The organism is Shewanella yunxiaonensis (assembly GCF_018223345.1).
GTDB lineage: Bacteria > Pseudomonadota > Gammaproteobacteria > Enterobacterales > Shewanellaceae > Shewanella > Shewanella yunxiaonensis.
In genome coordinates this window covers 3,612,471-3,635,835 of the sequence record NZ_CP073587.1, presented here as the reverse complement: position 1 = coordinate 3,635,835, position 23,365 = coordinate 3,612,471, and the positions used below count along the sequence as shown (strand labels likewise).

General features: G+C 49.3%; 24 protein-coding genes. 14 read left to right on the top strand and 10 right to left on the bottom strand.

Translation table 11 applies throughout. The features are described from left to right. The first annotated feature begins 2 nt into the window (after positions 1-2). The 4 genes from ftsE to KDN34_RS16605 all read left to right on the top strand — a co-directional run bounded on the left by ftsE (position 3) and on the right by KDN34_RS16605 (position 3,816). Positions 3-686 (top strand): cell division ATP-binding protein FtsE, encoded by a 684-nt coding sequence (gene ftsE, locus KDN34_RS16620; protein ID WP_212594802.1) that lies wholly within the window; start codon positions 3-5, stop codon positions 684-686. 12 nt (positions 687-698) lie between these two features. Continuing rightward, positions 699-1,661, top strand: coding sequence for a permease-like cell division protein FtsX (ftsX, locus tag KDN34_RS16615; RefSeq protein ID WP_212594801.1), 963 nt, complete (start codon positions 699-701; stop codon positions 1,659-1,661). Between the two features lie 160 nt (positions 1,662-1,821). Beyond that, complete coding sequence (rpoH, locus tag KDN34_RS16610) at positions 1,822-2,679, top strand: RNA polymerase sigma factor RpoH (protein WP_212594800.1); 858 nt, start codon at positions 1,822-1,824, stop codon at positions 2,677-2,679. 105 nt (positions 2,680-2,784) lie between these two features. Continuing rightward, on the top strand, positions 2,785-3,816 hold the full coding sequence (locus tag KDN34_RS16605) for an IS110 family RNA-guided transposase (RefSeq protein ID WP_407695776.1): 1,032 nt from the start codon (positions 2,785-2,787) through the stop codon (positions 3,814-3,816). Between the two features lie 234 nt (positions 3,817-4,050). Here KDN34_RS16605 and menE read toward each other — a convergent pair whose 3' ends face one another. The 5 genes from menE to KDN34_RS16580 form a co-directional block, all read right to left on the bottom strand. Continuing rightward, on the bottom strand, positions 4,051-5,445 hold the full coding sequence (menE, locus tag KDN34_RS16600) for an o-succinylbenzoate--CoA ligase (protein WP_212594799.1): 1,395 nt from the start codon (positions 5,443-5,445) through the stop codon (positions 4,051-4,053). An 8-nt stretch (positions 5,446-5,453) separates the two neighbouring features. After that, entirely contained in the window at positions 5,454-6,497 is a 1,044-nt protein-coding gene (gene menC, locus KDN34_RS16595) for an o-succinylbenzoate synthase (RefSeq protein ID WP_212594798.1), read from the bottom strand. Next, positions 6,494-7,285 carry a 2-succinyl-6-hydroxy-2,4-cyclohexadiene-1-carboxylate synthase gene (gene menH / locus KDN34_RS16590; RefSeq protein ID WP_212594797.1) on the bottom strand — a complete coding sequence of 264 codons (792 nt, stop codon included), beginning with the start codon at positions 7,283-7,285 and terminating at the stop codon, positions 6,494-6,496. Before menH ends, menC begins: the two co-directional genes overlap by 4 nt. Continuing rightward, positions 7,285-9,006: a 2-succinyl-5-enolpyruvyl-6-hydroxy-3-cyclohexene-1-carboxylic-acid synthase gene (gene menD / locus KDN34_RS16585; protein WP_212594796.1), complete on the bottom strand. Its 1,722-nt coding sequence runs from the start codon at positions 9,004-9,006 to the stop codon at positions 7,285-7,287. The genes menH and menD overlap by 1 nt, the downstream gene beginning before the upstream one ends. Positions 9,007-9,095: 89 nt before the next feature. Next, a complete protein-coding gene (locus KDN34_RS16580; protein WP_212594795.1) occupies positions 9,096-10,055 on the bottom strand; it encodes a LysR family transcriptional regulator in 960 nt (319 codons plus the stop codon). A gap of 376 nt (positions 10,056-10,431) precedes the next feature. Between KDN34_RS16580 and KDN34_RS16575 the strand changes: the two genes are divergently transcribed. The 6 genes from KDN34_RS16575 (at position 10,432) to KDN34_RS16550 (ending at position 14,631) form a co-directional block, all read left to right on the top strand. Beyond that, a complete protein-coding gene (locus tag KDN34_RS16575) occupies positions 10,432-10,899 on the top strand; it encodes a hypothetical protein (protein ID WP_212594794.1) in 468 nt (155 codons plus the stop codon). Between the two features lie 86 nt (positions 10,900-10,985). Then, on the top strand, positions 10,986-11,456 hold the full coding sequence (locus tag KDN34_RS16570; RefSeq protein ID WP_212594793.1) for a multiheme c-type cytochrome: 471 nt from the start codon (positions 10,986-10,988) through the stop codon (positions 11,454-11,456). A gap of 10 nt (positions 11,457-11,466) precedes the next feature. Next, positions 11,467-12,147: a 4Fe-4S dicluster domain-containing protein gene (locus KDN34_RS16565; RefSeq protein WP_212594792.1), complete on the top strand. Its 681-nt coding sequence runs from the start codon at positions 11,467-11,469 to the stop codon at positions 12,145-12,147. Next, positions 12,144-13,088, top strand: coding sequence for an NrfD/PsrC family molybdoenzyme membrane anchor subunit (gene nrfD / locus KDN34_RS16560; RefSeq protein ID WP_212594791.1), 945 nt, complete (start codon positions 12,144-12,146; stop codon positions 13,086-13,088). Before KDN34_RS16565 ends, nrfD begins: the two co-directional genes overlap by 4 nt. A gap of 440 nt (positions 13,089-13,528) precedes the next feature. Then, positions 13,529-14,197, top strand: coding sequence for a TorD/DmsD family molecular chaperone (locus tag KDN34_RS16555; protein WP_212594790.1), 669 nt, complete (start codon positions 13,529-13,531; stop codon positions 14,195-14,197). 2 nt (positions 14,198-14,199) lie between these two features. Then, positions 14,200-14,631 carry a hypothetical protein gene (locus tag KDN34_RS16550; protein ID WP_212594789.1) on the top strand — a complete coding sequence of 144 codons (432 nt, stop codon included), beginning with the start codon at positions 14,200-14,202 and terminating at the stop codon, positions 14,629-14,631. Positions 14,632-14,641: 10 nt separating this feature from the next. Here KDN34_RS16550 and KDN34_RS16545 read toward each other — a convergent pair whose 3' ends face one another. Then, positions 14,642-15,073, bottom strand: coding sequence for an Lrp/AsnC family transcriptional regulator (locus KDN34_RS16545; protein WP_212594788.1), 432 nt, complete (start codon positions 15,071-15,073; stop codon positions 14,642-14,644). 146 nt (positions 15,074-15,219) lie between these two features. Here KDN34_RS16545 and yjeH point away from each other — a divergent pair, with 146 nt between their 5' ends. Next, on the top strand, positions 15,220-16,476 hold the full coding sequence (yjeH, locus tag KDN34_RS16540) for an L-methionine/branched-chain amino acid transporter (protein WP_212596701.1): 1,257 nt from the start codon (positions 15,220-15,222) through the stop codon (positions 16,474-16,476). A 104-nt stretch (positions 16,477-16,580) separates the two neighbouring features. Here yjeH and KDN34_RS16535 read toward each other — a convergent pair whose 3' ends face one another. Together KDN34_RS16535 and KDN34_RS16530 are read right to left on the bottom strand one after the other, a co-directional pair. Then, on the bottom strand, positions 16,581-17,036 hold the full coding sequence (locus KDN34_RS16535) for a tellurite resistance TerB family protein (protein WP_212594787.1): 456 nt from the start codon (positions 17,034-17,036) through the stop codon (positions 16,581-16,583). A 62-nt stretch (positions 17,037-17,098) separates the two neighbouring features. After that, positions 17,099-17,635 carry a DUF2780 domain-containing protein gene (locus tag KDN34_RS16530; RefSeq protein ID WP_212594786.1) on the bottom strand — a complete coding sequence of 179 codons (537 nt, stop codon included), beginning with the start codon at positions 17,633-17,635 and terminating at the stop codon, positions 17,099-17,101. A 180-nt stretch (positions 17,636-17,815) separates the two neighbouring features. Here KDN34_RS16530 and KDN34_RS16525 point away from each other — a divergent pair, with 180 nt between their 5' ends. Next, positions 17,816-18,517, top strand: a complete 702-nt coding sequence (locus KDN34_RS16525) for a hypothetical protein (RefSeq protein WP_212594785.1) — start codon at positions 17,816-17,818, stop codon at positions 18,515-18,517. A gap of 15 nt (positions 18,518-18,532) precedes the next feature. Beyond that, positions 18,533-19,945 carry a DUF4145 domain-containing protein gene (locus tag KDN34_RS16520; protein ID WP_228730376.1) on the top strand — a complete coding sequence of 471 codons (1,413 nt, stop codon included), beginning with the start codon at positions 18,533-18,535 and terminating at the stop codon, positions 19,943-19,945. Here KDN34_RS16520 and KDN34_RS16515 read toward each other — a convergent pair. Together KDN34_RS16515 and KDN34_RS16510 are read right to left on the bottom strand one after the other, a co-directional pair. Next, positions 19,936-20,238: a hypothetical protein gene (locus KDN34_RS16515; protein WP_212594784.1), complete on the bottom strand. Its 303-nt coding sequence runs from the start codon at positions 20,236-20,238 to the stop codon at positions 19,936-19,938. The two genes, KDN34_RS16520 and KDN34_RS16515, sit on opposite strands and share 10 nt — an antisense overlap. A 406-nt stretch (positions 20,239-20,644) precedes the next feature. Continuing rightward, on the bottom strand, positions 20,645-22,753 hold the full coding sequence (locus KDN34_RS16510; protein WP_212594783.1) for a putative bifunctional diguanylate cyclase/phosphodiesterase: 2,109 nt from the start codon (positions 22,751-22,753) through the stop codon (positions 20,645-20,647). 202 nt (positions 22,754-22,955) lie between these two features. On the opposite strand from KDN34_RS16510, the gene KDN34_RS16505 reads away from it, so the two are divergent. Next, complete coding sequence (locus tag KDN34_RS16505) at positions 22,956-23,321, top strand: hypothetical protein (RefSeq protein ID WP_228730375.1); 366 nt, start codon at positions 22,956-22,958, stop codon at positions 23,319-23,321. Positions 23,322-23,365: the final 44 nt, after the last annotated feature.

Below are 23,365 nucleotides of genomic sequence, written 5' to 3'. Positions count from 1 at the left end.
ATATGATTCGATTTGAGCAGGTCAGTAAAATCTACCCTGGTGGCCAGAAAGCGCTGACGGAAGTGAATTTTCATCTGCAGCGGGGTGAAATGGCGTTTCTTACCGGCCATTCCGGTGCGGGTAAGAGTACCCTGCTCAAATTGATCACGGTGATCGAGCGCGCTAGTGCTGGTAAGGTCTATATCAACGGGCATGACATTGCCCACATCAAGCGTCAGCATGTGCCTTATTTACGTCGGCAAATCGGTATGATTTTCCAGAACCATCATCTCCTGATGGATCGCAGTGTATTCGATAATGTGGCACTGCCATTGGTGATTGAAGGTTTTACGTTGGGCGAAATCCGCAAGCGTGTGGCCGGGGCGCTGGATATGGTCGGACTTTATGGAAAGGATAAACATAATCCGATCATGCTCTCCGGCGGCGAACAACAGCGCGTGGGCATCGCTCGTGCGATTGTGAACAAGCCGGCGTTATTGTTGGCCGATGAACCCACCGGCAACCTAGATCCCAAACTGTCGATGGACATCCTGCGGTTATTCGAAACCTTTAACGATGCCGGTACCAGTGTGCTGATTGCGACGCACGACCTTGGGCTCATCGCGCGCATGAAATACCGTACCCTGACCTTGCGACAGGGGCGGATGATCGGTGGTGAAGCCGATATTGTCGAACCCTTGAGCTGATTAGGAGTTGCTATGTCCCCGTCGTCATTGACCCGCTCCAAATTACCGCTATCTGGTCGCATCGTGATGTTTTTTATTCGGCATATTCAGCATGCTACTGCCAGTATCGGCGAATTGTGGCGAACCCCCATGTCATCGTTAATGACCATGGCGGTTCTCGGGGTCAGCTTGAGCTTGCCCGCGGCCTTGCAGGTGTTAGTAAAGAATGCCGAGAATATTACGCATTCCTGGAATAGTGCAGCGCAGATTTCCCTGTTTATTGATGGTGCCCGTTCTGAGCAGAGTATTCAGAGTCTGATTGCTCGTATCAAGGTCTATCCCGAAATCAGTGATATTAAATATATTAGTCGCGAACAAGCTTTAGCCGAGTTTCAGCAACAATCTGGGTTTGGTGACGCCTTATCTTATCTTGATGAGAACCCGTTGCCTGCGGTGGTCACTGTCACGCCTACCAGTAAATACTCAACACCGGCGGGTGCCCGGGAATTACTGAATAAATTAGAGCAGGAGCCTGAAGTTAGCTTTGGCCGCTTAGATATTGAATGGCTGGAGAAACTGCAAGCGCTGGTAAAAGTGTTAGAGCGTACGGTAATCGGACTGGCGGCGTTATTGATCCTCGCCGTGGTGCTGGTTATCGGCAATACCATCCGTCTGGCGATCATGAACCGGCGCAGCGAGATCGAAGTGATGAAGCTGGTGGGGGCGACAGAAGCTTTTATTCAACGGCCTTTTTTATACACCGGGATATGGTACGGTGTCGTTGGCGGAGTTCTCGCCTGGCTTCTGATTAATCTATTGGTCTGGTTTCTATCGGGGGCCTTGAACACCTTTATGGGGCTGTATGGTAGTAATCTGCAGTTACAAAATCTTAGTTTTACTGAACTGTTGCAGATGGTGTTTGCCGCATCATTTTTGGGGTGGTTAGGCTCCTATTTATCGGTGCGACAGCACTTGCGCGCCATTGAACCCAGCTGATTCCAAGTGAACTAATTGGGGCTTGCATTGTCATATTTGTGGAGCAAAAATAACACTCTGCACAGTGTGAGTGTTGACATATAATGTCAATTAATCGATAGTGCATGAGTTCGACTGAAATTCCTCAATTGAACTAGTGGTAATAAACACGGGAGCGTGAATGACTGATCAAACGCAATCAATGGCACTGATGGTCCCTCAGGGCAGCAGTAGCCTCGAAGCCTATATTCATTCAGTAAACAGCATGTCAATGCTGGACGCTGAACAAGAGTATGCGCTGGCTAAGCGTTTGCAGGAAACAGGTGACCTGCAGGCGGCTAAGCAGCTTATTATGTCGCACCTGCGTTTTGTGGTGCATATTGCACGTGGTTATGCCGGCTATGGCCTGCCACAGGCAGATTTGATTCAGGAAGGCAACATTGGTCTGATGAAAGCGGTAAAACGCTTCGACCCCGACGTCGGTGTGCGTCTGGTTTCCTTTGCCGTGCACTGGATCAAAGCTGAAATTCACGAATATGTATTGAAAAACTGGCGTATCGTTAAAGTCGCCACCACCAAAGCTCAGCGTAAACTGTTCTTTAACCTGCGTAAGGCTAAGCAACGTCTTGGCTGGTTCAGTGATGAAGAAGTTTCTATGGTTGCTGATAGCTTGGGTGTCTCCAAAGCGGATGTCACTGAAATGGAATCACGCATGTCAGCGCAGGATGCTGCGTTTGATATGAGCAGTGATAGCGATGATGACCATGATTTTGCCCCAGCGTTATATCTGGAAGACCACTCTTCTGATGTCGCAGAACAGGTGGAAAATGATAACTGGGAAGCTCGTTCTCAGGCGCGACTGCTGGCAGCAATTAAAACGCTGGATGAACGTAGTCAGCATATTTTGAAAGCGCGCTGGTTGGATGACGATAAAACCACTCTGCAAGATTTGGCGGATCAGTATCAGGTCTCAGCAGAACGTATTCGTCAATTGGAAAAGAACGCCATGAACAAACTTAAGGCGTGTATGGAAGCTTAAAACGAATTGCCAAAAAAGCCTGCTTCAACAGCAGGCTTAATGTGATGGTCCGCCTCCCTTCTCAGCGACTATGCTGAGATTAGGCTAGACAGGAGGTAGACCATCATGTTTATTCAAGTACTCGGTATCGATTTAGGCAAGTCAAACTTTCATCTTGTAGGCCATGACCGTGCAGGTAAAACGGTTGTGCGTAAGAAGCTTTCCCGCAAACAACTCATTCTTTTTCTTCAGCAACTACCACCTACCACTATCGCTTTTGAAGCTTGTGGTGGTGCACATTGGCTTGGACGTCTTTGTCAGCAGTTTGAGCATCACGTCAAACTCATTCCACCGCAGTATGTAAAACCTTACGTCAAAGGTAACAAGAACGACTTTATTGATGCCGATGCGATAGCTGAAGCTGCCGGACGGCCATCGATGCGCTTTGTCGCGGTAAAAACAGAAGCGGCACAGATGATGTCAGCGATTCATCGCGTGCGACAAGGCTATATCAAAGAGCGCACAGCTTGTATGTCACGCATTGGGGCGTTGTTATTGGAATTTGGTGTCAGTCTGCCAAGAGACCATAGCGTCATGAAGCGTTTATTCCTGTGGTTGGCAGAGCATGCTGAAAAACTGCCAGCGCAGTTCATCGCTGAACTTGCAGGGCTTCATTCGCATTATGATGACCTCTCAGCGCGGATTGCCGAGCAAGACATCAAGCTTAAGCAACAACTGGCTACGCACGGTGATGCACAGTTATTGAAGTCGATACCGGGCATTGGTGACATCACGGCTTCTCAATGTGTAGCAGAGTTAGGTAATGCTGCGCAATTCAAAAATGGGCGCGATTTAGCAGCTTGGCTGGGGTTAGTGCCTCATCAACACTCCTCCGGAGGTAAGCCGCGATTACTCGGGATTAGCAAGCGCGGGAATAAGCACTTACGTACGCTGCTCATCCATGGCGCGCGTGCGATTTTAGCCAGGCCAGAGACATCTGGAGCAGTCTTTGGTGAATGGTTGATAAAGCTGAGGGCTACGAAACCGTTTAATGTAGTCTGCGTGGCACTGGCCAATAAACTGGCGAGAATTGTATGGTCAGTATTAAGAAGTAAAGAAGCGTTTAATGCAGCAAAGCTGCAACATGAGTTTGCATGAATAGAGTGAAGATGACGAAAACGGTAGAACCACCGGAGTAAAACCTGACATAAAAAACAGCAGTAAAAATGCTTTGGGCTTTTTTGAGGATATTCCGGCGCGGAACTCATCGTGGAGCGGTAGGCGAGAGCCTCCAACAGAGACTCCGAATACATTAGCGCAGACCCACCTCGTTATTGAATTTTATTCTTGCAACAACGAGGCGGACCATACATTTTTATGGTGATCGCGCTATCACTGAGCCGGGGTCGTCGTGACTTTGGCAATAATCTGGCGTCGCTGCACTTTAAGCCCCAGCTGCTCGTCAACCGGCCAAAGGTAATATTGTCTGGGACGTTTGAAGGCGGCGATATGCTGACTCAGAAAACGTTTTATCTCTTCCGCATCAGGTAACTGGCCGCTGCGAGTTTTGACCACCGCGGCAGGCAGTGAGCCAAACTTGGCATCGGTCATCGGAAATACCACGGCTTCTATGATATCTGAATGCAGTTTTAACGCAGTTTCCACTTCCTCAGGTTGAATATTTTCCCCGCCACAAATGAACATGTTATCGGCACGTCCTTGAATGTGCAGTAAACCAGTTGCATCCCAGTAGCCTAAATCTTTACTGCAAAACCAGCCGTCAGCATCAGTCGCTTTGTCGACAGTGCCATCGTCCTGCAGATAACCCAGAAACAGTGTCTCACCTTTCACCCAAATGACACCATCGCGGATCGTCAGTTCGCGTTTAGGTAATAGTTTGCCACTGCTGCCATCGCTACGCGCTGGACCGGTAGTAATTTGCGAGCCCATCTCTGTCATGCCGTAACTGGTCAGCACTTGCATATCCATCGACTGCATCCGATCTAACAACGACTGGCTGATAGCCCCGCCACCTAACAGTAAATATTTGATCAACACCAAGCTGGTCGGGGCTTCATCCAACAACTGTTGTAGTTGAGTGGCAACCAGTGACAGATGGCTGATGGGATCGCGTTTTAGTTGTTGCGCCAGGGTTAAGTCGTTATCGGGAATGATGACCGTTGCAGCAGCTAACGCACAGCGATTGATTATGGCAAGCCCGCCGATATGGAACATCGGTAACGATGCCAGCCAGCCATCACTGACCTGTAAGGTAATTAGACGCAGACTCCCCTCGGCGTTGGCGATGTGGCCTCTCAAGCTGTGCAGTGCTGCTTTAGGAACACCGCTTGACCCGGAGGTAAGGATAATATTCACCGGCATGTCTATGGAGATTTCTGGCACATTGTAGCTTTTGGCCAGAGTAAAATCGGGCTGCAACCTGTGTCGCTGTTGCCACAGTTGCTCACGTGTGTCGTCTGGGCACCAAAGATAATGGATAGCAAAACGCTGGAGTAACACGGATAACTGACTGTCGGGATATTTGGGTGACAATGGACAAAACACCCATCCATGATCGACACATACCCAGTAGAGTTTCAGCATTTCGGCACAATTGCTGGCAATACAGGCGAGCCTGTCTCCGGGCTGCATCCCTTGTTCCAATAGTTGCTCACCCAAGGCTAATACCTGTTGGCTCAGGCTTCGGTAACTGGTGCCTCTGCCTTTGGCTATCAGCGCAATCGCCGTTGGGCTTTGCAGGGCACTTTGATGCAAGGGGGATAACATAGTAATGATTACTTCCCGACCATCAGCACTGGTGTCAGTGCTTCAAACTGCAGACAGTTTTTGTGTTGGTCACCAATGATGAGATCTTTGCTAAACGGTGACAGGGTGTCGGCACCGGGCGTCTCATTAGGGGTCAGTGCCGCGGCTACCCGACACAGATCGCGAATACCTAATGACGCTTCCAGAGATGAGCTGAGCACACACCGCACACCAAGGGCATTGGCTTCCTCAATCAGCGCTTGTAAGCGGCTCAGTGTACCCAACAACATGGGCTTAATTACTAACGCGCGCAGGCCGAATTCAAAGGCATCTGTTGCGACTTTAAAATCCGGCGTCTTCGCTAATGTTTCATCTAGCGCGAAAGGAATACCGGTACTGGCAAATAACGCCCGGTTATTCTGCCAGATGCGGCAAGGCTCTTCGAAATACTCAATGGCAGCTTTCGGCAGACAACTGCAAAAGTGTTCGGCTTCGTCCTTTTCAAATCCCTGATTGGCGTCGAGTCGTAGCTTTAACTCGGGCCGTAACTCTAACACCGCATAAATCAGTGCCAACTCTTCAGCTAACGATGTTTGCGCTACCTTAATCTTTACCCGTTGAATGTTGGCTGGTAGTGCAGCAATACGTTGTTTGGTAAGTGCGAGCGGCTCCCCTTCTTTGGGAACTAATAAGGGGATAGGTTGGAACTCCGGAAAATGTACCGGCAACTGTCCCTTTATTTTGGCATCCAGCAGACTGAGTCCCCATGCCAGCGAGGGTAAAGGCGTCAGTTCGCTCGCCTGAATAAGATCATGACCACCTTCGACAACCGACTGTAACAACACCTGTGCATCGTTAATGACATCTTCAATCGATTCTCGGCTGAAGCCGTTAATCGGGCTGCCATCACGATCGATACCGCTCAATGGGGCAATTTCGACGAAATGCTGCTGATCGCCTACGGTTGCTTTGAGCACCAGGCCCTGACGCAGCTCGATACGCTGCTTACCGACAGGTAACGCAGCTTCCAATGGAATGTGGTAGCGGGCGAGCGCAAAGGAATCGGCAATCATGGTTTAACCTCCGCAGATATACCCAAGGCGGTTAACAGTGCCGCCAGAAATAGTTGTGGATTAGCCTGATGGCTATTGTGCCCCGCGGCCATTATTGCATGGCAATTCATCGCGACTTTACTGTGCCAGTTGTTGGCAAGTACAGCAAACTTGTGGTCCTGCTGCCCGTAGTAATAGTGTACCGGGCAAGTGAGCATTGCTGGCACTCGATGTAAATCCTGTTGCCAGGCTAACGAGGTGGCACGGTACATAGATAATAATCCGTTAGCTGCGTGGCGACTACGGCGTTGGATCAGCGCTTCTCTGGCAGCGTCAGACAGCTCTGCAAACACCGGTTGTTGATACCATAACGCCAGAAATTGTTGTATTGGAAGTTGGGCCAATCGTGATGCCCACTGTGCGTCGTTATAAGCGCGTTGTTGTTTTTCAGCAGTGGTTAGCAGTCCTGGATGACAGGACTCCAAATGCAGACTTAACAGGCGTTGTGGTGCGGCTTGCGCCACATGCAGTGCGATGCGGCCACCCAGAGAATAGCCCAACAGATGGAACCGATTAATCTCAAGGTGATCGAGGGTCTGTAGTAACAACGACACGGTTTCGTTAAAACCCGGTTCAGGTAGCAACTGCTCAGCGCTGCCCCCGTGCCCGGGTAAGTCGATGGCAACACAATAAAAATGTTGGCTTAAGCGCGGCAGTAATGGTGCCCAGTCGTCACCCGTACCTAAAAAGCCGTGTAATAGTACCAGACAAGGCAAATGGCGCGCGCCTGAACTTTGATAAGCCAGCATCAACGTTGCCTCACCCATTGGGCCATTTGGGCTATCTGCTCGCTGGCCTGTGTCTGACTTACCCGCACTTCAATCACCGAAGCACCATCATATGCTAAGGCGTCTTGATAAGCCTCATTGAAGGATTGCAGGTCTTCGACCCGATTGTAGGGCAAGCCAAACATGGCACTGCCATAACCGAATTCCAAACCATGCTCCAGGCGATAATAGCGCTGGCGGATTTGTTGATCTGGTACTGGCAGAATATTGAAAATGCTGCCGCCATCGTTATTGATTATCACAATGACCAGCGGCCACCGAGCTTGGCGTGCCAGTGCCAGTGAGTTGAGATCATGTAATGCTGAGATGTCACCAATTATCAGGGTCGTTGGGCGATGGCTATGGGCCGCGACGCCACAACAGGTTGCCAGCAATCCATCAATACCGGACGCACCACGATTGGTATACGTCAGCGCCGGCTCTGTGGTCACTGGAGCAAACATATCGTATAGCCTTACCGGCAAACTATTTCCGATAAATAACTGCTGCTGACCCGGTTGGGTCTTGGCAATTGCTCTTACCACTTGTGCTTCACCAAACGGACCGTCATCAATCTGTTGCTGAAACAACTGATGCAGTTGGTCGTTGGCGGCAATCAGCTCAAGCGCCCAATTAGCCGCTGATGACCGAGGCCAATTAAGCGAGGCAAACTCACTTAGTGGTGCTAACCAGACTGCTTTGGCCTTATGACTAGGGTCCAGTCGCTGTTGTTGCGGTAACACTTGCCAGTAACTTTGCCAATCTTGTTGTTCCAGATAGGCAATTAACCGCTTTGACAGTAAACGCCCACCAAAAACTAAGACACGGTCGGCACGTTCCAGCAACGCCTTAGCTTTGGGATGGTGTAACAGTTGGTCAATGTTGCCGATTGCCGCAGGATGCTGTCGCAGTTGTGACTGAGCATCGGTCAGTAGCGGCCAGCCAAGTTTGGCAGCCAGTTCGACCAGCTTTGCCGGTTGTTCAGCGGGGTCGAGAGTCCCGGCAACAATAACGCCTTGTCCATGTACAAAACGGCTCAATGCATCATGGGGGGGCAGTTGTTTGGCGGCATTACTGCTGTAGCAGCTATAGGGATTGGCATGATGCTGCCAACGCTGCAGTGGCAACAGATAATGGGTAAGTTCTTGCGCCATCGGTGCTTGTAGCTCTTGCGGATACAAAGGCTCACGGAACATACAGTTAATATGTACAGGCCCCCGCTGATTGCTGATCGCTTCATCTAATAGGGTCAACAACACTTGCGGTGCTATTGATAAATCAGGTGTTGGCAGGTTCACCGGAATGGCATATTGCCCGTAAATTCCGGGCTGTTGAATAGCCTGGTTAGCACCACAAGCTATCAATTCGGGTGGCCGATCGCCTGAAAGCACCACTAACGGCACATTGGTCAACCAGGCTTCAACAATCGCCGGGAACAGGTTGGCAACAGCGGTGCCTGACGTGGTAATGATGGCAACAGGCGCGCGACTAGCCTTGGCCAATCCCATGGCATAAAAACCCAGGCCCCGTTCATCAAAATGCAGATGTTGCTGAAGCTTATGCTGTTTGGCAGCGGCAAGTGTTAATGGAGTAGAACGGGAGCCCGGAGCCATACACAGATGTTGTACTCCTAGTCTCGCCAGTTCTTCCAGAATGAGTTCGCCCCAAAGTAGATTCAGTTCGGCGTGTTGATTTTTTTGCATAAACAGACACCCATGCGTGGATGACTGCTAGTGTAACCTGTTTGTCTCACCCTATGTATGTGCAGATAGTTAAAAAACGTATCAACTCATTACACTAACGCCAAGGTCACTTCTCTGACCTTGTCTTTGAGCCACACTAAGTCGCTATCATCACTATCCAACGGTGTCACCATTTCGACAGTTTTGGGTAACGCCACGCTGGCCATGCGCATAGTTTCCGATTCGGCGAGTTTACAGCCATGCAAACTTGGAATATCTGTCAACATATCGTAAATGGCTTTATAGGGGACTAAACATACGGCCTGACTTTCCTCCAGATAGTTGAACAGTGAAGACACACTGCTGATACTGATCTCAATGTCTAATGGCAGTTCATTACGGTGGCACCAGTCTTCAAATGGGCAGGTTGAATGGGGATTGCAACCTAAGTCAGTTTTAACAAACGGATATTTTGCAATTGTTTCGAGTGAGATCTCCTGTTGCAGCAACGGATGTTTACTGCTGCAGATCAGAAAAACTTCTTCAAGTTGTTTTACTGATTCAATCTCATATTCACCCTCAAGAAGTTTAATCGCGTCCTGATGATTACCACAGCATACGCCCATGGTAATTTCACCATCTTGTATGCCCTGCAAGGTGCTGCTGTTCCACGGCACGATATTGAGATGAAATTGCTTATCTTCATTTCTAATCGATTGCATTAACGCTTTGGGATACAGATAAGTCACTAATCCGGGAACGGCAACTTCAAACCAACGTTCACTATTTTTATGATCATCGGCGAGATTATTAAATCCATGCGCATTTTCTACGATTTCTTTTGCGATGGGATATATCCGCTTGGCATATTCATTTGGGATTAGCCCATATTTTTTTCTAAAAAATAATTCGTTGCCAAAAATAGTTCTGACGTTTCTTAAGCAACGGCTAATTTTTGATTGTGGAATATTAAGAATTTTTGAGACATGGGTGGCAGATTTATTTTCACATAATCCAACAATGATCATTAAACTCAGCATGTCGAGTTTTTCAAAATCAATGTGTTTCATTGTTAGTACTCCTTTTATGGAAATTCCTATTGCATTTAAGATTAATAAAAAAAATGAAAAATAGAAAATTTAAAAGACGCCTTGCGTCACATTTAAAAATGTATTTTACTTAGATTTTATAACTCGAGAATTTCAGCCTATTTTCATATTTCGTATTTTGCAATTTCCACATTGAGATATCTCTTTTATTGTAACTAAATTTACTATTATTCATTTCTGTAAAACAGTAATCAAATTAACCTCTTAAATATGGCATTTGCCAATTATTCGCATTTTTTAGTGTGATCATCATCACAAATACGCTTGGGTTTTCTGCCAATAATTTAATTGCGAAATAATCGTTAATTAAAATAAAACGTGATTGTTGGAGGTTAATATGAGCACCGCATCTGTCTATCTCAGTTATGCGTTTATCTACTTTGTATTGTTTATCGCAGTGCCTTTCATTGCGGTTACATTCGTGATGACTTGTATTAAGTTTTTCAAGTCAGAAGGTGCAGCACCAATACATGCCAAAATTAAAGACCGTCTGTTTGACAATGAAAGTCTCGGCTTTCTTAAGTCACTGAAGAGTTTAACTAAAGGTGAATATGAAATCTGTAGTCATGTTCCGTTGGAATCAGTGATTGAAGTGGCTGCAGACGAAGCTGAACCTCATGGATATCTGGACTATGTGCTGGTTGACCAGAATTCATCAGAAATCAAAATGGTGATTTCTGACTTCAGCGATAAGTCCAGTGCGGAAATTAAGCCACTGCTTCAGAAACTCAACATCAGATTGATCGATATGAAGCGTGATTGCCCAATGGATAAACAGCATCTGATGCAGGCCCTGGCTGCCTGAAGTGCACAGTCGATGTCGGTGGCAATCTCACCATGACGGATTGCCACCCTTTCTTCTAAAAAATAATAAATAATCAGGTAAAAATTATGTTCAGGAATACTTGGCGCACAGTGCTCGGTGTTGCCACATTGGTATGCCTGTTGGGTTACGGCACAGCCGGCACCGCCAATGCAGAAACATCTACCGCGCTGAAAATCAATGATGGCCCCTGCCTAAAATGCCACAAGCGCAATGGCACAATGCTGGGGGTTCACGGACAGGACAAAATGCATCTTAAATGCGAGACCTGTCACGGTGAACAGGGTGTCCACCCTCGCAAACCCAATGATATCCGGGTATTTACTCCGGATCCCGAGATCTCCCCTAAAGAGCAGAATAAAACCTGTCTCAGATGTCACCGGCCGGAAAAACTGGCTGCTGGCGAGTGGACTCACAACGTCCACGCCGACAAGGTCAGTTGTGCTGCTTGCCACAAACTGCACCCGGCGGAAGATCCAATGACCAAAATGACCGGCTCACAACACAGTCAGTTGTGCCGTCAATGTCATGCGAAGTAGGGGGTGCGTGATGGATAAGTCAAAAAGACAATTTTTACAGGGCAGCGGCGCTGTTATTGCTGGCATCTCCCTCTATGTGTTGACCAATGGCGAAGTTGCCGGTGAGCAAGCAAAGGGTGCCGTCAAATATGCCATGCTGCATGATGAAAACAAGTGCATCGGTTGTAATGCTTGTGCCGATAACTGCCGCAAGGTGAACAATGTTCCCGAAGGTGTCGCGCGCCTGGAGATTATCCGGACCGGCCCATTTGGGGAATATCCCAACCAGTACTACCACTTTACCCGTAAGTCCTGCGAACAATGTGATGACTCACCTTGTGTGCATGTATGCCCTACTGGCGCTGCCTTTAAGGATGAGAAAACTGGCATTGTCAGTGTGAACTCCTGGAAGTGTGTCGGCTGTCAGTATTGCTTGGCGGCCTGCCCCTACCATATTCGCTTTATCAATCCGGTGACCAAAGCCGCCGATAAATGTGATTTTTGCCGGGAAACTCAGCTGAAGGAAGGTAAGCAACCCGCATGTGTTGAAGCTTGCCCAACTAAAGCGCTGGTATTTGGCGATTTGAATGATCCTAATTCAGAAATCGTCAAGGCGCTGGAGGAAAATCCGGTTTATCGCAACAAGAGAGATTTGGGAACCCATCCCAAGTTGTTCCGTATTCAAGCTAAGCAGGGAGGGATAAATGTATGAGCCCTTTCCATTTTGAACACTTGATTTGGCATTGGCCAATCGCCTTTTATCTGTTTTTTGCCGGGGTATCAGGCGGCGCGATGTTTTTCGCCGTGCTGTTGAAAAACTTTACCTTACGCGGCGAGCCGGCATATAAGTCTGGATTTGTGCAGGCTGCCTGTATTGTGGCACCTGTCACGGTGATGGCGGGTTTGGGTATTCTGGTAACCGACCTGACCAAACCATTACATTTCTGGAAGATTATGGTGTTCTACAACCTGACATCAGTAATGTCCATTGGTGTAATTATCCTGTGTATCTACATGGTCTTCATGTTCCTGTGGATTGCACTGGTGTTCCGTCCGGTGATTGATGAATGGTGCCGTGTTCGCTTCCCTTGGGTGCTTAAACTCAGCGCACTGCTGGGGCGCAATGAACCTACCATCACCGGCTTACTGGTAATTCTGGCGCTGGCACTCGGAGCCTATACCGGCTTCCTGTTATCAGCCTTGCCAGGCTATCCGATGTTGAAAAACCCGGTGTTGCCAATTTTGTTCCTGTTGTCAGCGTTGTCTTCGGGTGCCGCAGCTTCTCTGCTCGGTGGCGTGTTGATGCGCGGCAACCCGGATGGTCGCGAAGTAAAGCTGATCCATAAGATCGAAATACCCTTGATCATGGTAGAGATGGTGGCAATTTTCACCTTCTTTGTCGGGCTGGTATTGACCGGCGGTCAGAGCAAGGTTGCCGCGGCAAATGCTGTTGGCTTTGGCTTCTGGGGCGTGGTGTTCTGGGTGGGAATTTTGCTGGTCGGGTTATCCGTGCCGCTGGCAATGAACCTGTTCATGACCGCCACTGCAAAGCGTCGCTTCGCCTATGTGGCGGGTACCGCCACCTGTAGTTTGATTGGGGTGATTCTGTTACGTCACTTCATCCTGTATGCAGGCCAGATGACAATCGCTTAATGAAATTTGTGTGAGCTAAAACAATAACAAGTTAGGTAAAAGCTGCATCCAGGTTCAGGCAGTTATGTATGCCGTAAAACAGGGAGGTAATTGGGCAGGACGCCATTTTGCTATTTATCCACACATTACCCGAACCTCCACGGGTTTTGCCACCTGTTGAGCACGCAGGTGGCTTTTTGTTGCCTTGATTCCGTTATCGACATCGGGAATTTGACGATAGCAGGCGGGGGCAAAATCTCAAGGCAAAATATGGCGAGGGCGATGCCCACATTGCACCGTTACCCTCACAGTCCATTACCACCCCTAGTTTGATATTGAAAGCCAATATCCATGGACAACCGTCAGGAAGCGGCGCAGGTTCAGTGCTGAACACGCCAGAAGTCTAACTGATCCAAGACGGGCGAGCGTTTTCGCCCGTCTTCTAACTAGCGGGGTGAAACATGCAGTTAAATATTTCCTCTGACACCTATGCAACTTGGGGGGCATTAGCTAACGTCCTGGGATATTTGTTACATCAATATCCAGAAAGGGAATTAATTGACGATTTTAAGGAACAAAAGTTAGCGCTCACATGGCCAATTCTGGCTTCATCAAGCGACGAGAGACAGGCGTTGGAAGCGCTCGCACATGCGTTAGCCGACTGGGATAGTAGCGAAGAGCAGTTAGTAAAATTAAAACTGGATTTTGGCCGCCTATTCTTTGGACCCGGTGAACCGATAGCGGCGCCGTGGGGCTCGATCTATTTGTGCGAATCCCAGATTTTATTTGATCGTTCTACCGCCAAACTTACACAATTTTATGCAAAACACGCGATCCAGGTTGATTGCCAAAAGCATGAACCGGTAGATCATATTGGTCTGATTATGGTCACACTTGCCTACCTTTTTGAACAACTGGCAGGGAATTCTGAAGATGAATTTAAGCAAAGTGCAGCTATAGAACTGTTACAGGAACACCTGTTACCTTGGGGGGGGCGCTGCCTGAGTTTGGCGGAGCAGCATGCCAATACTGCCTTCTATCGAGCAATAGCCCATCTGGCGCAAGTATATTTGCGCACACTTGCTGAAGCGCTGGGTGTGCTTGTTGTTCAACGTAAGCTGTATCGATAACCATGACAGTCATTTCCTCGGTGGGTCAACAATGGCATAAGGCGCAACTGGCAGAGAAACTCAGTGGCAGGTTGCAGACTGAATCGATAATACGGCAACTGCTCACCGGTGCGACGTCGCTCGATACTGTGTCGAATCTGGTAGTAGCGCTAGCCAGTTCTGAACAAGAGCTTGATGCCGAAGCGTGGCATGACGGGGTAATGGTGGCGCTGTTCTTCAGCGCCTATCGACTATTGTTTGTCAAAGCCACTCAACAGCAGCTCAGTCAGGGTGAGGAGTTGATTATCAGTATCGGCAGCCGGCTGAGCCAGTGTGTGTCTGCAGAAATGTTGGATGCCGGACAGCAACAGCAACTGGCATTGATGCAGCAACTGTCACAACAGCTAGTCACGTTGCGAAACCAGCGGCGTAGCCAGCATCGCAATATGTGTTAGTGTCAGTCATTCATTCCGGGCGATTGTTGATCCACTCGCTCATCACGACATGGGTTTTGATTTTGCAGATGGCCGGATGAGACTCGATAGCCTCGCGAATTTCATGCAGTCGTTGCATTGACGGGGTTTTAACGTAAACCAGTAAATCCATGTCGCCAGAAATGCCATGACAAGTCACTACTTCTGGAATGGCTTGAAACAGATGGGCGATGTCAGCACAGGTACGGCGCTGATGTTGAATTTCAAAATAGGCACTCACCCCTGCTTTTTGCGACTCACTGAGCAGTATCTGATAGCCGCGAATAATGCCATTCTGTTCCAGTTTTTTCAGCCGTTCTGACACGGCACTGCGCGACAGGCTGATCTCCTCCGCAATGGTGGATACGCTTTTGCGCGCATTTTGCCGTAGGGCACTAATAATCGCCTGATCAAATTTATCCATTGCGTCTATCCTATGAAACTACTGATTTTTTGTAGTGTCGCCGTCATTCCGTCGGCAAAAACGGCATTTATTGTGGTGCATTGGCACAGTTTGTTTGTGATGAAATCACTATACTGCTGGTATACCCACAGGCATTAATTTATCAGATGAATTCGACTTCAGGAACTATAGGACGCTGGCAAGGGGCGGGGCTGATGGCAACGACTTTGCTGGGGACTGGCGTGTTTATTCTGCCGCAAATGACCGTCAAAATGGCGGGACATGGTGCGCTGCTGGCTTGGGCGTTACTGACGCTGGCAATCATTCCTATCACGGTGGTTTTTGCTCAATTGGGCGCACAGTTTCCGCATGCGGCCGGTCCCGCATTTTTTGTGGAAAAAGCGTTTGGCCGGCTATTAGGTCGCGCAGTGGGCTTGAGCTTTTTGCTGATTGTGCCCATTGGTGCCCCCGCAGCGATTATGATGACCTTCCAATTCTTTCAGGCGATGGTGCCCATCACCGGGTGGGGGCAGCTCGCGTGTGAGCTGATGGTGTTGTTAGTGTTATTGGGGCTGAACCTGCGAGGCATTCAGGTATCGGCTAAAGCACAGTTCACGCTGACACTTTGCATCGTCGTCGTCGTGGTGCTGATGTTTGGCAGCGGCGTCGGTCATGCCGCCCAATTTCAGCGGCCGGAAGCGGCACTGAATACCAACGGCGTACTGCAAGCCATGGGAATCGCGTTCTGGAGCTTTTTGGGGGTTGAGGCAATGACCCATCTCACTGCTGATTTTCGTAATCCTGCAAAAGACTTTATCCCGGCGATGATGATCGGCACCTTACTGGTGGGGACCATATATTTGGCCTGTACCTGGCTGTTGTTACCGGTGCAATCTGATGCGCCATTAGCGATGATGGGGGCGTTCGACACCTTGTTGGGCGGGCATGGCGTCCAAGTGATTGGTGTCCTTGGGATCGCCAGTGGTTTAGCCACTACCAATGTCTATGCCGCAAGTGTGGCGCGCTTACTCAGCAGTTTCAGTGAGCAGGGCATTACTCCCCGCTGGTTTGCCCCTCGCAACCAGTTTCAGGTTCCGGTGCGCGCGCTGGTTATGATGCTATCGTTGATGGCGCTGGTGTTGCTGGCGAATTTCCTGACTGATACCCGTCTGGATCAGCTAATCTCTTGGGCAAATGGTGTGTTTGTGATCATCTACTTGCTGTCAATGTTGGCGGCGGTGAGATTACTGAGCAAACGCTATCGGCCATGGGCACTGCTCAGCGCGGTGATGTGTTTGATACTTGGTGTGGCATTGGCGAGTGCGATGTTTTACGCCATGGTGCTGATGCTGGTATTGCTGCCATTGTTGTGGCTGCAGCTGAAGTTGCGTCGGCCAACCCTGCCGCCGATGGCTGCTTCCTGAGTGGTTCAAAACTCATCCAGGCTCTGCTAGTGGTGATTAAGGATTGGAATGGCGGCAATAGTCGCCTCCATATCTGAGAAAATCGTTATCACACAGTTAGAGGACTAGTGCCCCGGGTTTTCAATCGCGCGATTTCGTAACTGGATCAGCTCCGAGTGTTTCAGATACAACAGATCAGCACTGCGGCGGATGATCTGGTCTTCATAACGACACAGTTCGCCATCAGCATAGGCAAGTTGCCACATCGACAGGACTAACTGCTGCTTTTGCTCCAAGCTGAAATTTTCGTTGATGATTGAGGTAAACTGAAACAGTGAGGTCGCATTATTGCGGTTGCGTTTGGCCTCTTCCAATAGCGTACTGCAATCGGTGGCGCTAATCCCCAGATTTTGCTCTAGCACCTCTGGCAATAAGCGCGCCTCGGCGCCATCCAGTTTTTCATCGGCATATACCACTTCCAACAACATGCAGGCGGCGGCCAGATTGATACTGTGTGCTTGTTGTTGCGGATCAGGGATATCCTGAAACTCTTTCAGAAACTGTTTTAGTTTGGCGATCATTCTGTTACTTCCATACTCGCTACCGGTAACTCATTAGAATGAACTGAGGCGCGTGAGTTCCCTTACAACAATGCCCCCAGTCCTTGTGTCAGCAGTGATGCAGTGCTATCACCACCACTACTCTGCAGATAATTTTTCAGAATTTCTGCCATTGGTGCGACCAAATCCTTGGAAATGCCCAACTTCGAAAATGCATCATAAACCATCGCACTTCCTTGCAGGGAAGTCCCAAGACTCCCGGCTTTTGATAACAAACCGGTCATCCCTGAACTGCTATCTGTGGCTGGCACGGCAGACATCAAGCTACTGGCATTGGGGATCGCGTCAGTGATCTGCGAGAACTGCGACGTCCCCAGATTGGACTGCGCCAATGTCAGCAAACTGCCGAGACCACCTTCGGCCTGGGTTTGATTAAGGTTAAGTTGCGACATGACGCTGTCTACCAGACCGGTGCTTTGGGTGGCAGTGGTAGTGGTTGGCGTAGTGGTGGCGGTGGTGGCAACGGCTTGCTGTGCCTGAGTTTTCAGATTATCCAGCAGACCTGCATGTACCGGCAGTGCGAGCACCAATGCCGTCGCAGCTAAAAGAGGGCCTTTCATAAATGATTCCTTGATTACGTGACAATGGTAATTATTCTACGCACATTGTTGCCGTTGATGCACGGCTTTTCCGTCCTTAAAAGCCGCAGCAAGCGCCATTTCTGCGGTGCATTAGCCGCCAATTTTCGGTATCCTACGCTCACAATCTCCCTTTATTACTGTCGCTGTTGAGAACGTTACATGCCTTTTTCAGCCATTCTTTCTGAAGCGTTTTATTTTTTCCGTAATCATCTGTTGCAGTTGGCCGCATTGACGTTGCCGATACTGATGGTGCAAGTAGGCATTCAGTTATGGTTAGGTGCGGAGTTTGCGGCGATGGATCCCAAAGCGCCGCAAATTGGCGTACCGCACATTCTGGCAACCTTGTTACTGTTTTTAGTCTTTTCGTTGTTAATCGCGTCATTAACGCTGTTTATGGAACTGCGCACCGAAGGCTATCAGCCGAGTGTTTTTGCAGTGTTGAAAAATAGTCTGCCATTTTTGCCGTGGTTGATGGTAGCTGGTGTGTTTTCCGGTATGGCCATCGCCGCGCCGGTGGTGTTGCTTTCAGCGTTAGGCCCTCTCGGTGTTATTGGTCTGGGCATCAGTTTGTATCTGTTTGCCCGCCTGTCTTATGTCAATTTTATGGTGGTGGTGGAGCGACTGTCACCATTGCAGGCAATTAAGGCCAGTTTTGTTTTTAGCCAAGGTGTGACTGGCAGAACCTTACTGGTGCTGTTGCTATATTTTCCATTGGTGCTGGTAGGCAGCCTGATTTCGTCAACGGTAGAGCAAGCCCCGATGGTGTTGCGGCTGGTGGTGGAAAGTATCACCGGTTTTATCAGCCTCTATGTCAATGTGGCGCTGTTCCGTCTGTACCGGGTCAGTCGTCAACCTGCCTAAATTACAGGAGCCAGAGTGAACGATATCGAGTTCGTCGCCGGTGTCTCGGAAACTCTGGCAGAAGAATACCGCAAGGCTAAACGGTATGTGGATGAGGTCCCAACCCAGTCGTTGTTACATGTCCGCAGTTTTGCGCATCGCCTGACGACGCTATTAGCGGCGCAGGCGCTGGTGACTTTTGAGGGCCCCAATCTTTATGACCATATTGAACAGCTGAACCAGCAGCGGCTGATAGATGTGCGAATAACCCGCGCGTTGCACCGCATCCGGGCAGATGGTAACCGCGGTGCCCACCCTGAAAAATATCACCTGGAACAAGCGCAGCTGCAACAGCTGGCACGCAAGGCTATTCGTGATTTATTAAAGCTGGTGGAATTAGTCTATCCATTGCTACGACGCCAGGATGCGCCGGCTTATCAGTTTGATGAGTTTGATGCCATGGGTGGGCGTGAACTGTGTTTCCGCGCGGTCATGGAGGATGACAGCGAAGCGCAGTATTTACTGGGAATGTCGTTTAAAAGTCAGGCATTAATGGCGCGGCAGCAGGAACAGGCATTACAGCCTGAGGAAAATGTGCCCAAACAGCAGGCAATCCCCTATCTTGCCAAGGCGGCTTACTGGTTTTCGCAGGCGGCAGCACACGATTCTCGGGCTAAGTTTGAACATGGTGTTGCCTTGTTACATGGTTATGTGGGCGCAGCGGATGTTGCGGCCGGACAACAGCTGATTCGAGACGCTGCGGAAGCCGGTGTTGTCGATGCCATGGCGCTGCTGGGATATTTCTATTTAGTGGGCAGTGGTGATATCACGGCGGATATCGCGCAGGCCGAAAAATACCTGACGGCGGCTGCGGCACAGGAACACGCTGAAGCGATGGCAAATCTTGGCGTGCTTTACTATAAGCAGGGTGATTTAGCCGCGGCGTATCACAACATTGCTCAGGCCGCGAAAAGTGGCTATCCCCATGCGCAATACCATTTGTCGTTGATGCTGGCGCGCGGTGAAGGTTGTCAGCAGGATCTGAGTGCCAGTGAACAATGGCTGGCTGAAGCGGCGGAACAAGGGCAGTTAGATGCCATGCTCGCTAGGGCTCAACATATGCTGAATCAGGAACAGGCGTTTGGCAGTGATATGTCTCAGGCAGAAAGCTACTTAAGACAAGTTATTCGTTATGGTCACAGCGTGCCCGCGATGATCGAACTGGCGATTGCGCTGACGGACGGTAGTCTTGGTCGGATTGATGTTGTGGAAGCCGCCGCTTGGCTGAAATTAGCGCGTGGTCGAGCGAATGAGCATGAACAACAAGTGCTACAGCCGTTGTGGCAATCTCTGGCACAACAAGTCGCGCGGGTGTTGGCGCTGAGTAAAGATAAAGCGGAACAACGTTCACTGCGGCGCGCGCAAGAGCTATTAGCCGATCAATCCTGATGTTCTAACACTCGGCCTTTGGGCTGCCAAGCGACGGTACTATCACGGCTAACATGGGGATCACAGTCGTAGATATCGCGTTTATTTCCATGAAATCGTGACTGCTGCATTTTTGCAAATTGGCGTTTTAGGTATTGTCGGCCAAACAAACTTAGCGCAAACAGTAGCGCCGCACCGAGCAGTAATAACACCGGCAATATTACCAGCGTCAGACAAAATACCAACACACTCAATAGGGTGCCGATGATGGCGCTGATGGTAGGTTTCTGCTGCCAGTAAAAAGGACGGAACATGGCGACTCCTGCAATATCAGTTGCCGGCTCAAGCGGGCCGCGGCGACCAATAACGTGTGGTAATGATTTAGATAACCTCCGGGATTATGTCCAGCAACATCTTAAGGGCGGCTTAAAATGTGTGGACGATTTCTGCTTTTTTGAAGTGACAACGCTTAAAAGTTCAGCGATGTAATCCCGCGGCTGTGTAGAGATTCGTCAAACAGTTGGCTGCCGCTAAGAAAAACCACTGAAATCCCATCTCGATCACGGCTTTTCAAAGGCCAGAACTTTCTAATTAGCGGGCACCACAACGAGATCTGGTGTGTCAGAGCTGCCAGCACATTGCTTTGCAGGGGAGCTGTGCAGGAATTTCCTGAAGCTGGCAGCTTTCTGTCTCCCCCTGACTTGTCGCAACAAATTGAGATTAGGCGATATGCTTTTGGAAATGCGCCAAGGCAAACTGTTGTGGGTGCAGCGGATAGCCAAAGAAGAATCCCTGAGCTTTACCCTCGCCCATGCCTTGTAAGGCAACTTTCTGCTGTTCAGTTTCAATCCCTTCGACGACATAAGACAGTTCTAGCGCCTGACTGAGCTGCACAATGGCATGACACAGTTTGCGCCCGCGAAGGTTTTCCAGTTGACCGGCAAATTCTTTATCGATTTTCAGACCATCAATTGGCATGTTACCCAGGCGGCTCAACGAGGAGAAACCGGTGCCAAAGTCGTCAATGGTTACCTTCAAGCCCATATTGTGCAGTTTTTCCAAGGTTTTCCGGGCCTGTTGCGGATAGTTCAACAGTGCCGATTCAGTGATCTCCAGTGCCAGCGCTTGCGGCGGTAATCCGGAATTTTTCAGTGTCATTTTGACTTGTTTGACAAAGTCCAGATGCTCCAGCTGCATCGGTGACACATTCACTGAAATGGTGAACTCGGGGTAATCCATTTTGCGCCAATGCGCCGCTTGTTGGCAGGCTTGTTCCAGCACCCAGTTACCCACAGTGACAATCAGACCCGTTTCTTCCAGCAATGGCACAAAATCCGCGGCTTCAAGTAACTCGTGCGATGTCTTCTGCCAGCGTAACAGTGCTTCTGCACCCAGTAGCTGATTATCTTTCAGTTGCACAATGGGCTGATAATAAATACTGAACTGCCCCAGGCTCATGGCATGGCGCAGATCATTAAGCAGCTTCAGGCGGTGCTCAGCGGCATCACTCATGCTCTTGTCATAAAACATGATGTGATCGCTACTGCGTTTGGCACAGTACATCGCGGTGTCAGCCTGACTCAGAAGTTGCGAAGCGGTGAGGGTGTCACCCTCAAACAGGCTGATACCAATACTGGTACCCAGATAGAATTTCTGGCCTTCAAGTTCGAACGGCGTATCAAACAGCTTCGCTATCTGTTCGGCAAACCAACGTATCTCCTGCCGATTCTGGCATTCCGTCAGGATCAGGGTGAATTCATCGCCGCCCATCCGCGCGATATCGGCCATCTCAATGCAACAGGCCTCTAAGCGGGCGGCGACCAGTTGCAAAATGCGATCTCCCATCGAATGACCAAAGCAATCATTCACATGCTTAAAGCCATTAAGATCAAGGAACATCAATGCACATAAACGTTCAGGATCCGCACGTTTATGATTGTATTCCAACGCCTCATTCAGCAGCTTCTTCATATGCCGGCGATTTGGCAGGCCAGTCAGTACATCGTACATGGCCTGTTCAGTCAGACGGCTTTCGAGGCGTTTTCGATCACTGATATCACTGAAAATGGTCACCATATAAGGCTTTCCATCGGCCATGATACGGCGACTGCTCTGCCATGCTGGGAATTGCTGACCATCGGCTTTCAGCTTAAACATTTCGCCCTGCCAAAAATCACGTTCTTGCAAGGCGGTGGCGCATTCTTGCTGATGAATATCGTCGGCGACTTCCAGCACCTTTAATGATTTGCCCAGCAATTGCCCTGAGCTATAGCCCGATAAACGGCATAAGGCTTTGTTAACAGCCAGCACGATATTTTGGCTGTCAGTAATTGCGACCGCTTCCGCGCTTTCTTCGAGAATGCCAGACAGCACGCTGCGAGGTATGGCGGCAAACTCATCGTTGCGGCTTTGTCGTGGTTGACTGCGACGGTCGAGATGCTGAAAACGTACCAGCACCATCGACTCACCCTCTGAGTGCACGGGGTATAGATAAAGTCGGGTGGGTAATTCCTTGCCATCGCGATTCAGGTGCAACCATTCCTGCATTTGTGGCTGGTCACCGGCCATTTCAAACAGGCGTCTGGCTTGTTCGATACTGCTTTGACCATTCAGCTGTAATCTTGGGGCAAAGTCGTATAATGCTGCCCCGAGGATTTCGGTATGAACACAGGAAAAATAATCCAGTGCCGCTTGGTTTGCGGCGACGATGACGGCCTTTTGGAATAGCGCGAGCGGCGTGTCGTGTGGTTGTTTTTGCCAGATTTTCAACTGTGGCAACAACGAGGCATCCGTTTGCAGTTGCGCCAATTTTCTTGTCCAATCGATCATCCGCGATGCTCCACTTTTGTCCCTTGATAAAGGGGACATCCGATATGCCGCTTGTCTATTTTCTGGGTAGCAAAAAATAAACAGTTTCAGCTCATTCCACAATCAAATTTTTGATTTATTGCAAAAAAGATCATTATTAATCATTTAATAACACAAATGTGTGATTATGATGGTGAGATGTGAACTTGTTCGGAGATTAAGCATGAAAAAAGGAATGCCGGTACTGCTATTGGCAATGATTGCGCCGTTACAAGCAGCAGAATTAAGTCAGGTCGGCGCCAAAGTTGCAGAAAAGGCCGATAAGATTCAGCAACAGACAGAATCTATAGAGTTACAGAAGGCTCGTGCCGCCGCCGCAGAAACCTCTGCGCGCGAGCAGGCAGTTTTGTCTCAGCAGCAGAAGGAGCCTTGGGAACAGATAGAACGTGCGAAGGCGCAGCAACAGTTTAGTGAGCGTGGTCAGCGGGAAGCTAAATATCTGCAAGAAGCCAAGGAGGCGGCGGCCAAGGAACATAAGATGGATACCCCCAAGATGAAGTTGATCAAACAGAAATCCGTGGAGGACTGAACTGTGAATGGCTATTTACACGCTTGTTTACAAAATGTACTGTT

Excerpts from the sequence above, each read along its gene's own strand:
- ftsE (WP_212594802.1), top strand. The coding sequence starts at position 3 with ATGATTCGATTTGAGCAGGTCAGTAAAATCTACCCTGGTGGCCAGAAA.
- ftsX (WP_212594801.1), top strand. The coding sequence starts at position 699 with ATGTCCCCGTCGTCATTGACCCGCTCCAAATTACCGCTATCTGGTCGC.
- rpoH (WP_212594800.1), top strand. The coding sequence starts at position 1,822 with ATGACTGATCAAACGCAATCAATGGCACTGATGGTCCCTCAGGGCAGC.
- KDN34_RS16605 (WP_407695776.1), top strand. The coding sequence starts at position 2,785 with ATGTTTATTCAAGTACTCGGTATCGATTTAGGCAAGTCAAACTTTCAT.
- menE (WP_212594799.1), bottom strand. The coding sequence starts at position 5,445 with ATGTTATCCCCCTTGCATCAAAGTGCCCTGCAAAGCCCAACGGCGATT.
- menC (WP_212594798.1), bottom strand. The coding sequence starts at position 6,497 with ATGATTGCCGATTCCTTTGCGCTCGCCCGCTACCACATTCCATTGGAA.
- menH (WP_212594797.1), bottom strand. The coding sequence starts at position 7,285 with ATGCTGGCTTATCAAAGTTCAGGCGCGCGCCATTTGCCTTGTCTGGTA.
- menD (WP_212594796.1), bottom strand. The coding sequence starts at position 9,006 with ATGCAAAAAAATCAACACGCCGAACTGAATCTACTTTGGGGCGAACTC.
- KDN34_RS16580 (WP_212594795.1), bottom strand. The coding sequence starts at position 10,055 with ATGAAACACATTGATTTTGAAAAACTCGACATGCTGAGTTTAATGATC.
- KDN34_RS16575 (WP_212594794.1), top strand. The coding sequence starts at position 10,432 with ATGAGCACCGCATCTGTCTATCTCAGTTATGCGTTTATCTACTTTGTA.
- KDN34_RS16570 (WP_212594793.1), top strand. The coding sequence starts at position 10,986 with ATGTTCAGGAATACTTGGCGCACAGTGCTCGGTGTTGCCACATTGGTA.
- KDN34_RS16565 (WP_212594792.1), top strand. The coding sequence starts at position 11,467 with ATGGATAAGTCAAAAAGACAATTTTTACAGGGCAGCGGCGCTGTTATT.
- nrfD (WP_212594791.1), top strand. The coding sequence starts at position 12,144 with ATGAGCCCTTTCCATTTTGAACACTTGATTTGGCATTGGCCAATCGCC.
- KDN34_RS16555 (WP_212594790.1), top strand. The coding sequence starts at position 13,529 with ATGCAGTTAAATATTTCCTCTGACACCTATGCAACTTGGGGGGCATTA.
- KDN34_RS16550 (WP_212594789.1), top strand. The coding sequence starts at position 14,200 with ATGACAGTCATTTCCTCGGTGGGTCAACAATGGCATAAGGCGCAACTG.
- KDN34_RS16545 (WP_212594788.1), bottom strand. The coding sequence starts at position 15,073 with ATGGATAAATTTGATCAGGCGATTATTAGTGCCCTACGGCAAAATGCG.
- yjeH (WP_212596701.1), top strand. The coding sequence starts at position 15,220 with ATGAATTCGACTTCAGGAACTATAGGACGCTGGCAAGGGGCGGGGCTG.
- KDN34_RS16535 (WP_212594787.1), bottom strand. The coding sequence starts at position 17,036 with ATGATCGCCAAACTAAAACAGTTTCTGAAAGAGTTTCAGGATATCCCT.
- KDN34_RS16530 (WP_212594786.1), bottom strand. The coding sequence starts at position 17,635 with ATGAAAGGCCCTCTTTTAGCTGCGACGGCATTGGTGCTCGCACTGCCG.
- KDN34_RS16525 (WP_212594785.1), top strand. The coding sequence starts at position 17,816 with ATGCCTTTTTCAGCCATTCTTTCTGAAGCGTTTTATTTTTTCCGTAAT.
- KDN34_RS16515 (WP_212594784.1), bottom strand. The coding sequence starts at position 20,238 with ATGTTCCGTCCTTTTTACTGGCAGCAGAAACCTACCATCAGCGCCATC.
- KDN34_RS16510 (WP_212594783.1), bottom strand. The coding sequence starts at position 22,753 with ATGATCGATTGGACAAGAAAATTGGCGCAACTGCAAACGGATGCCTCG.
- KDN34_RS16505 (WP_228730375.1), top strand. The coding sequence starts at position 22,956 with ATGAAAAAAGGAATGCCGGTACTGCTATTGGCAATGATTGCGCCGTTA.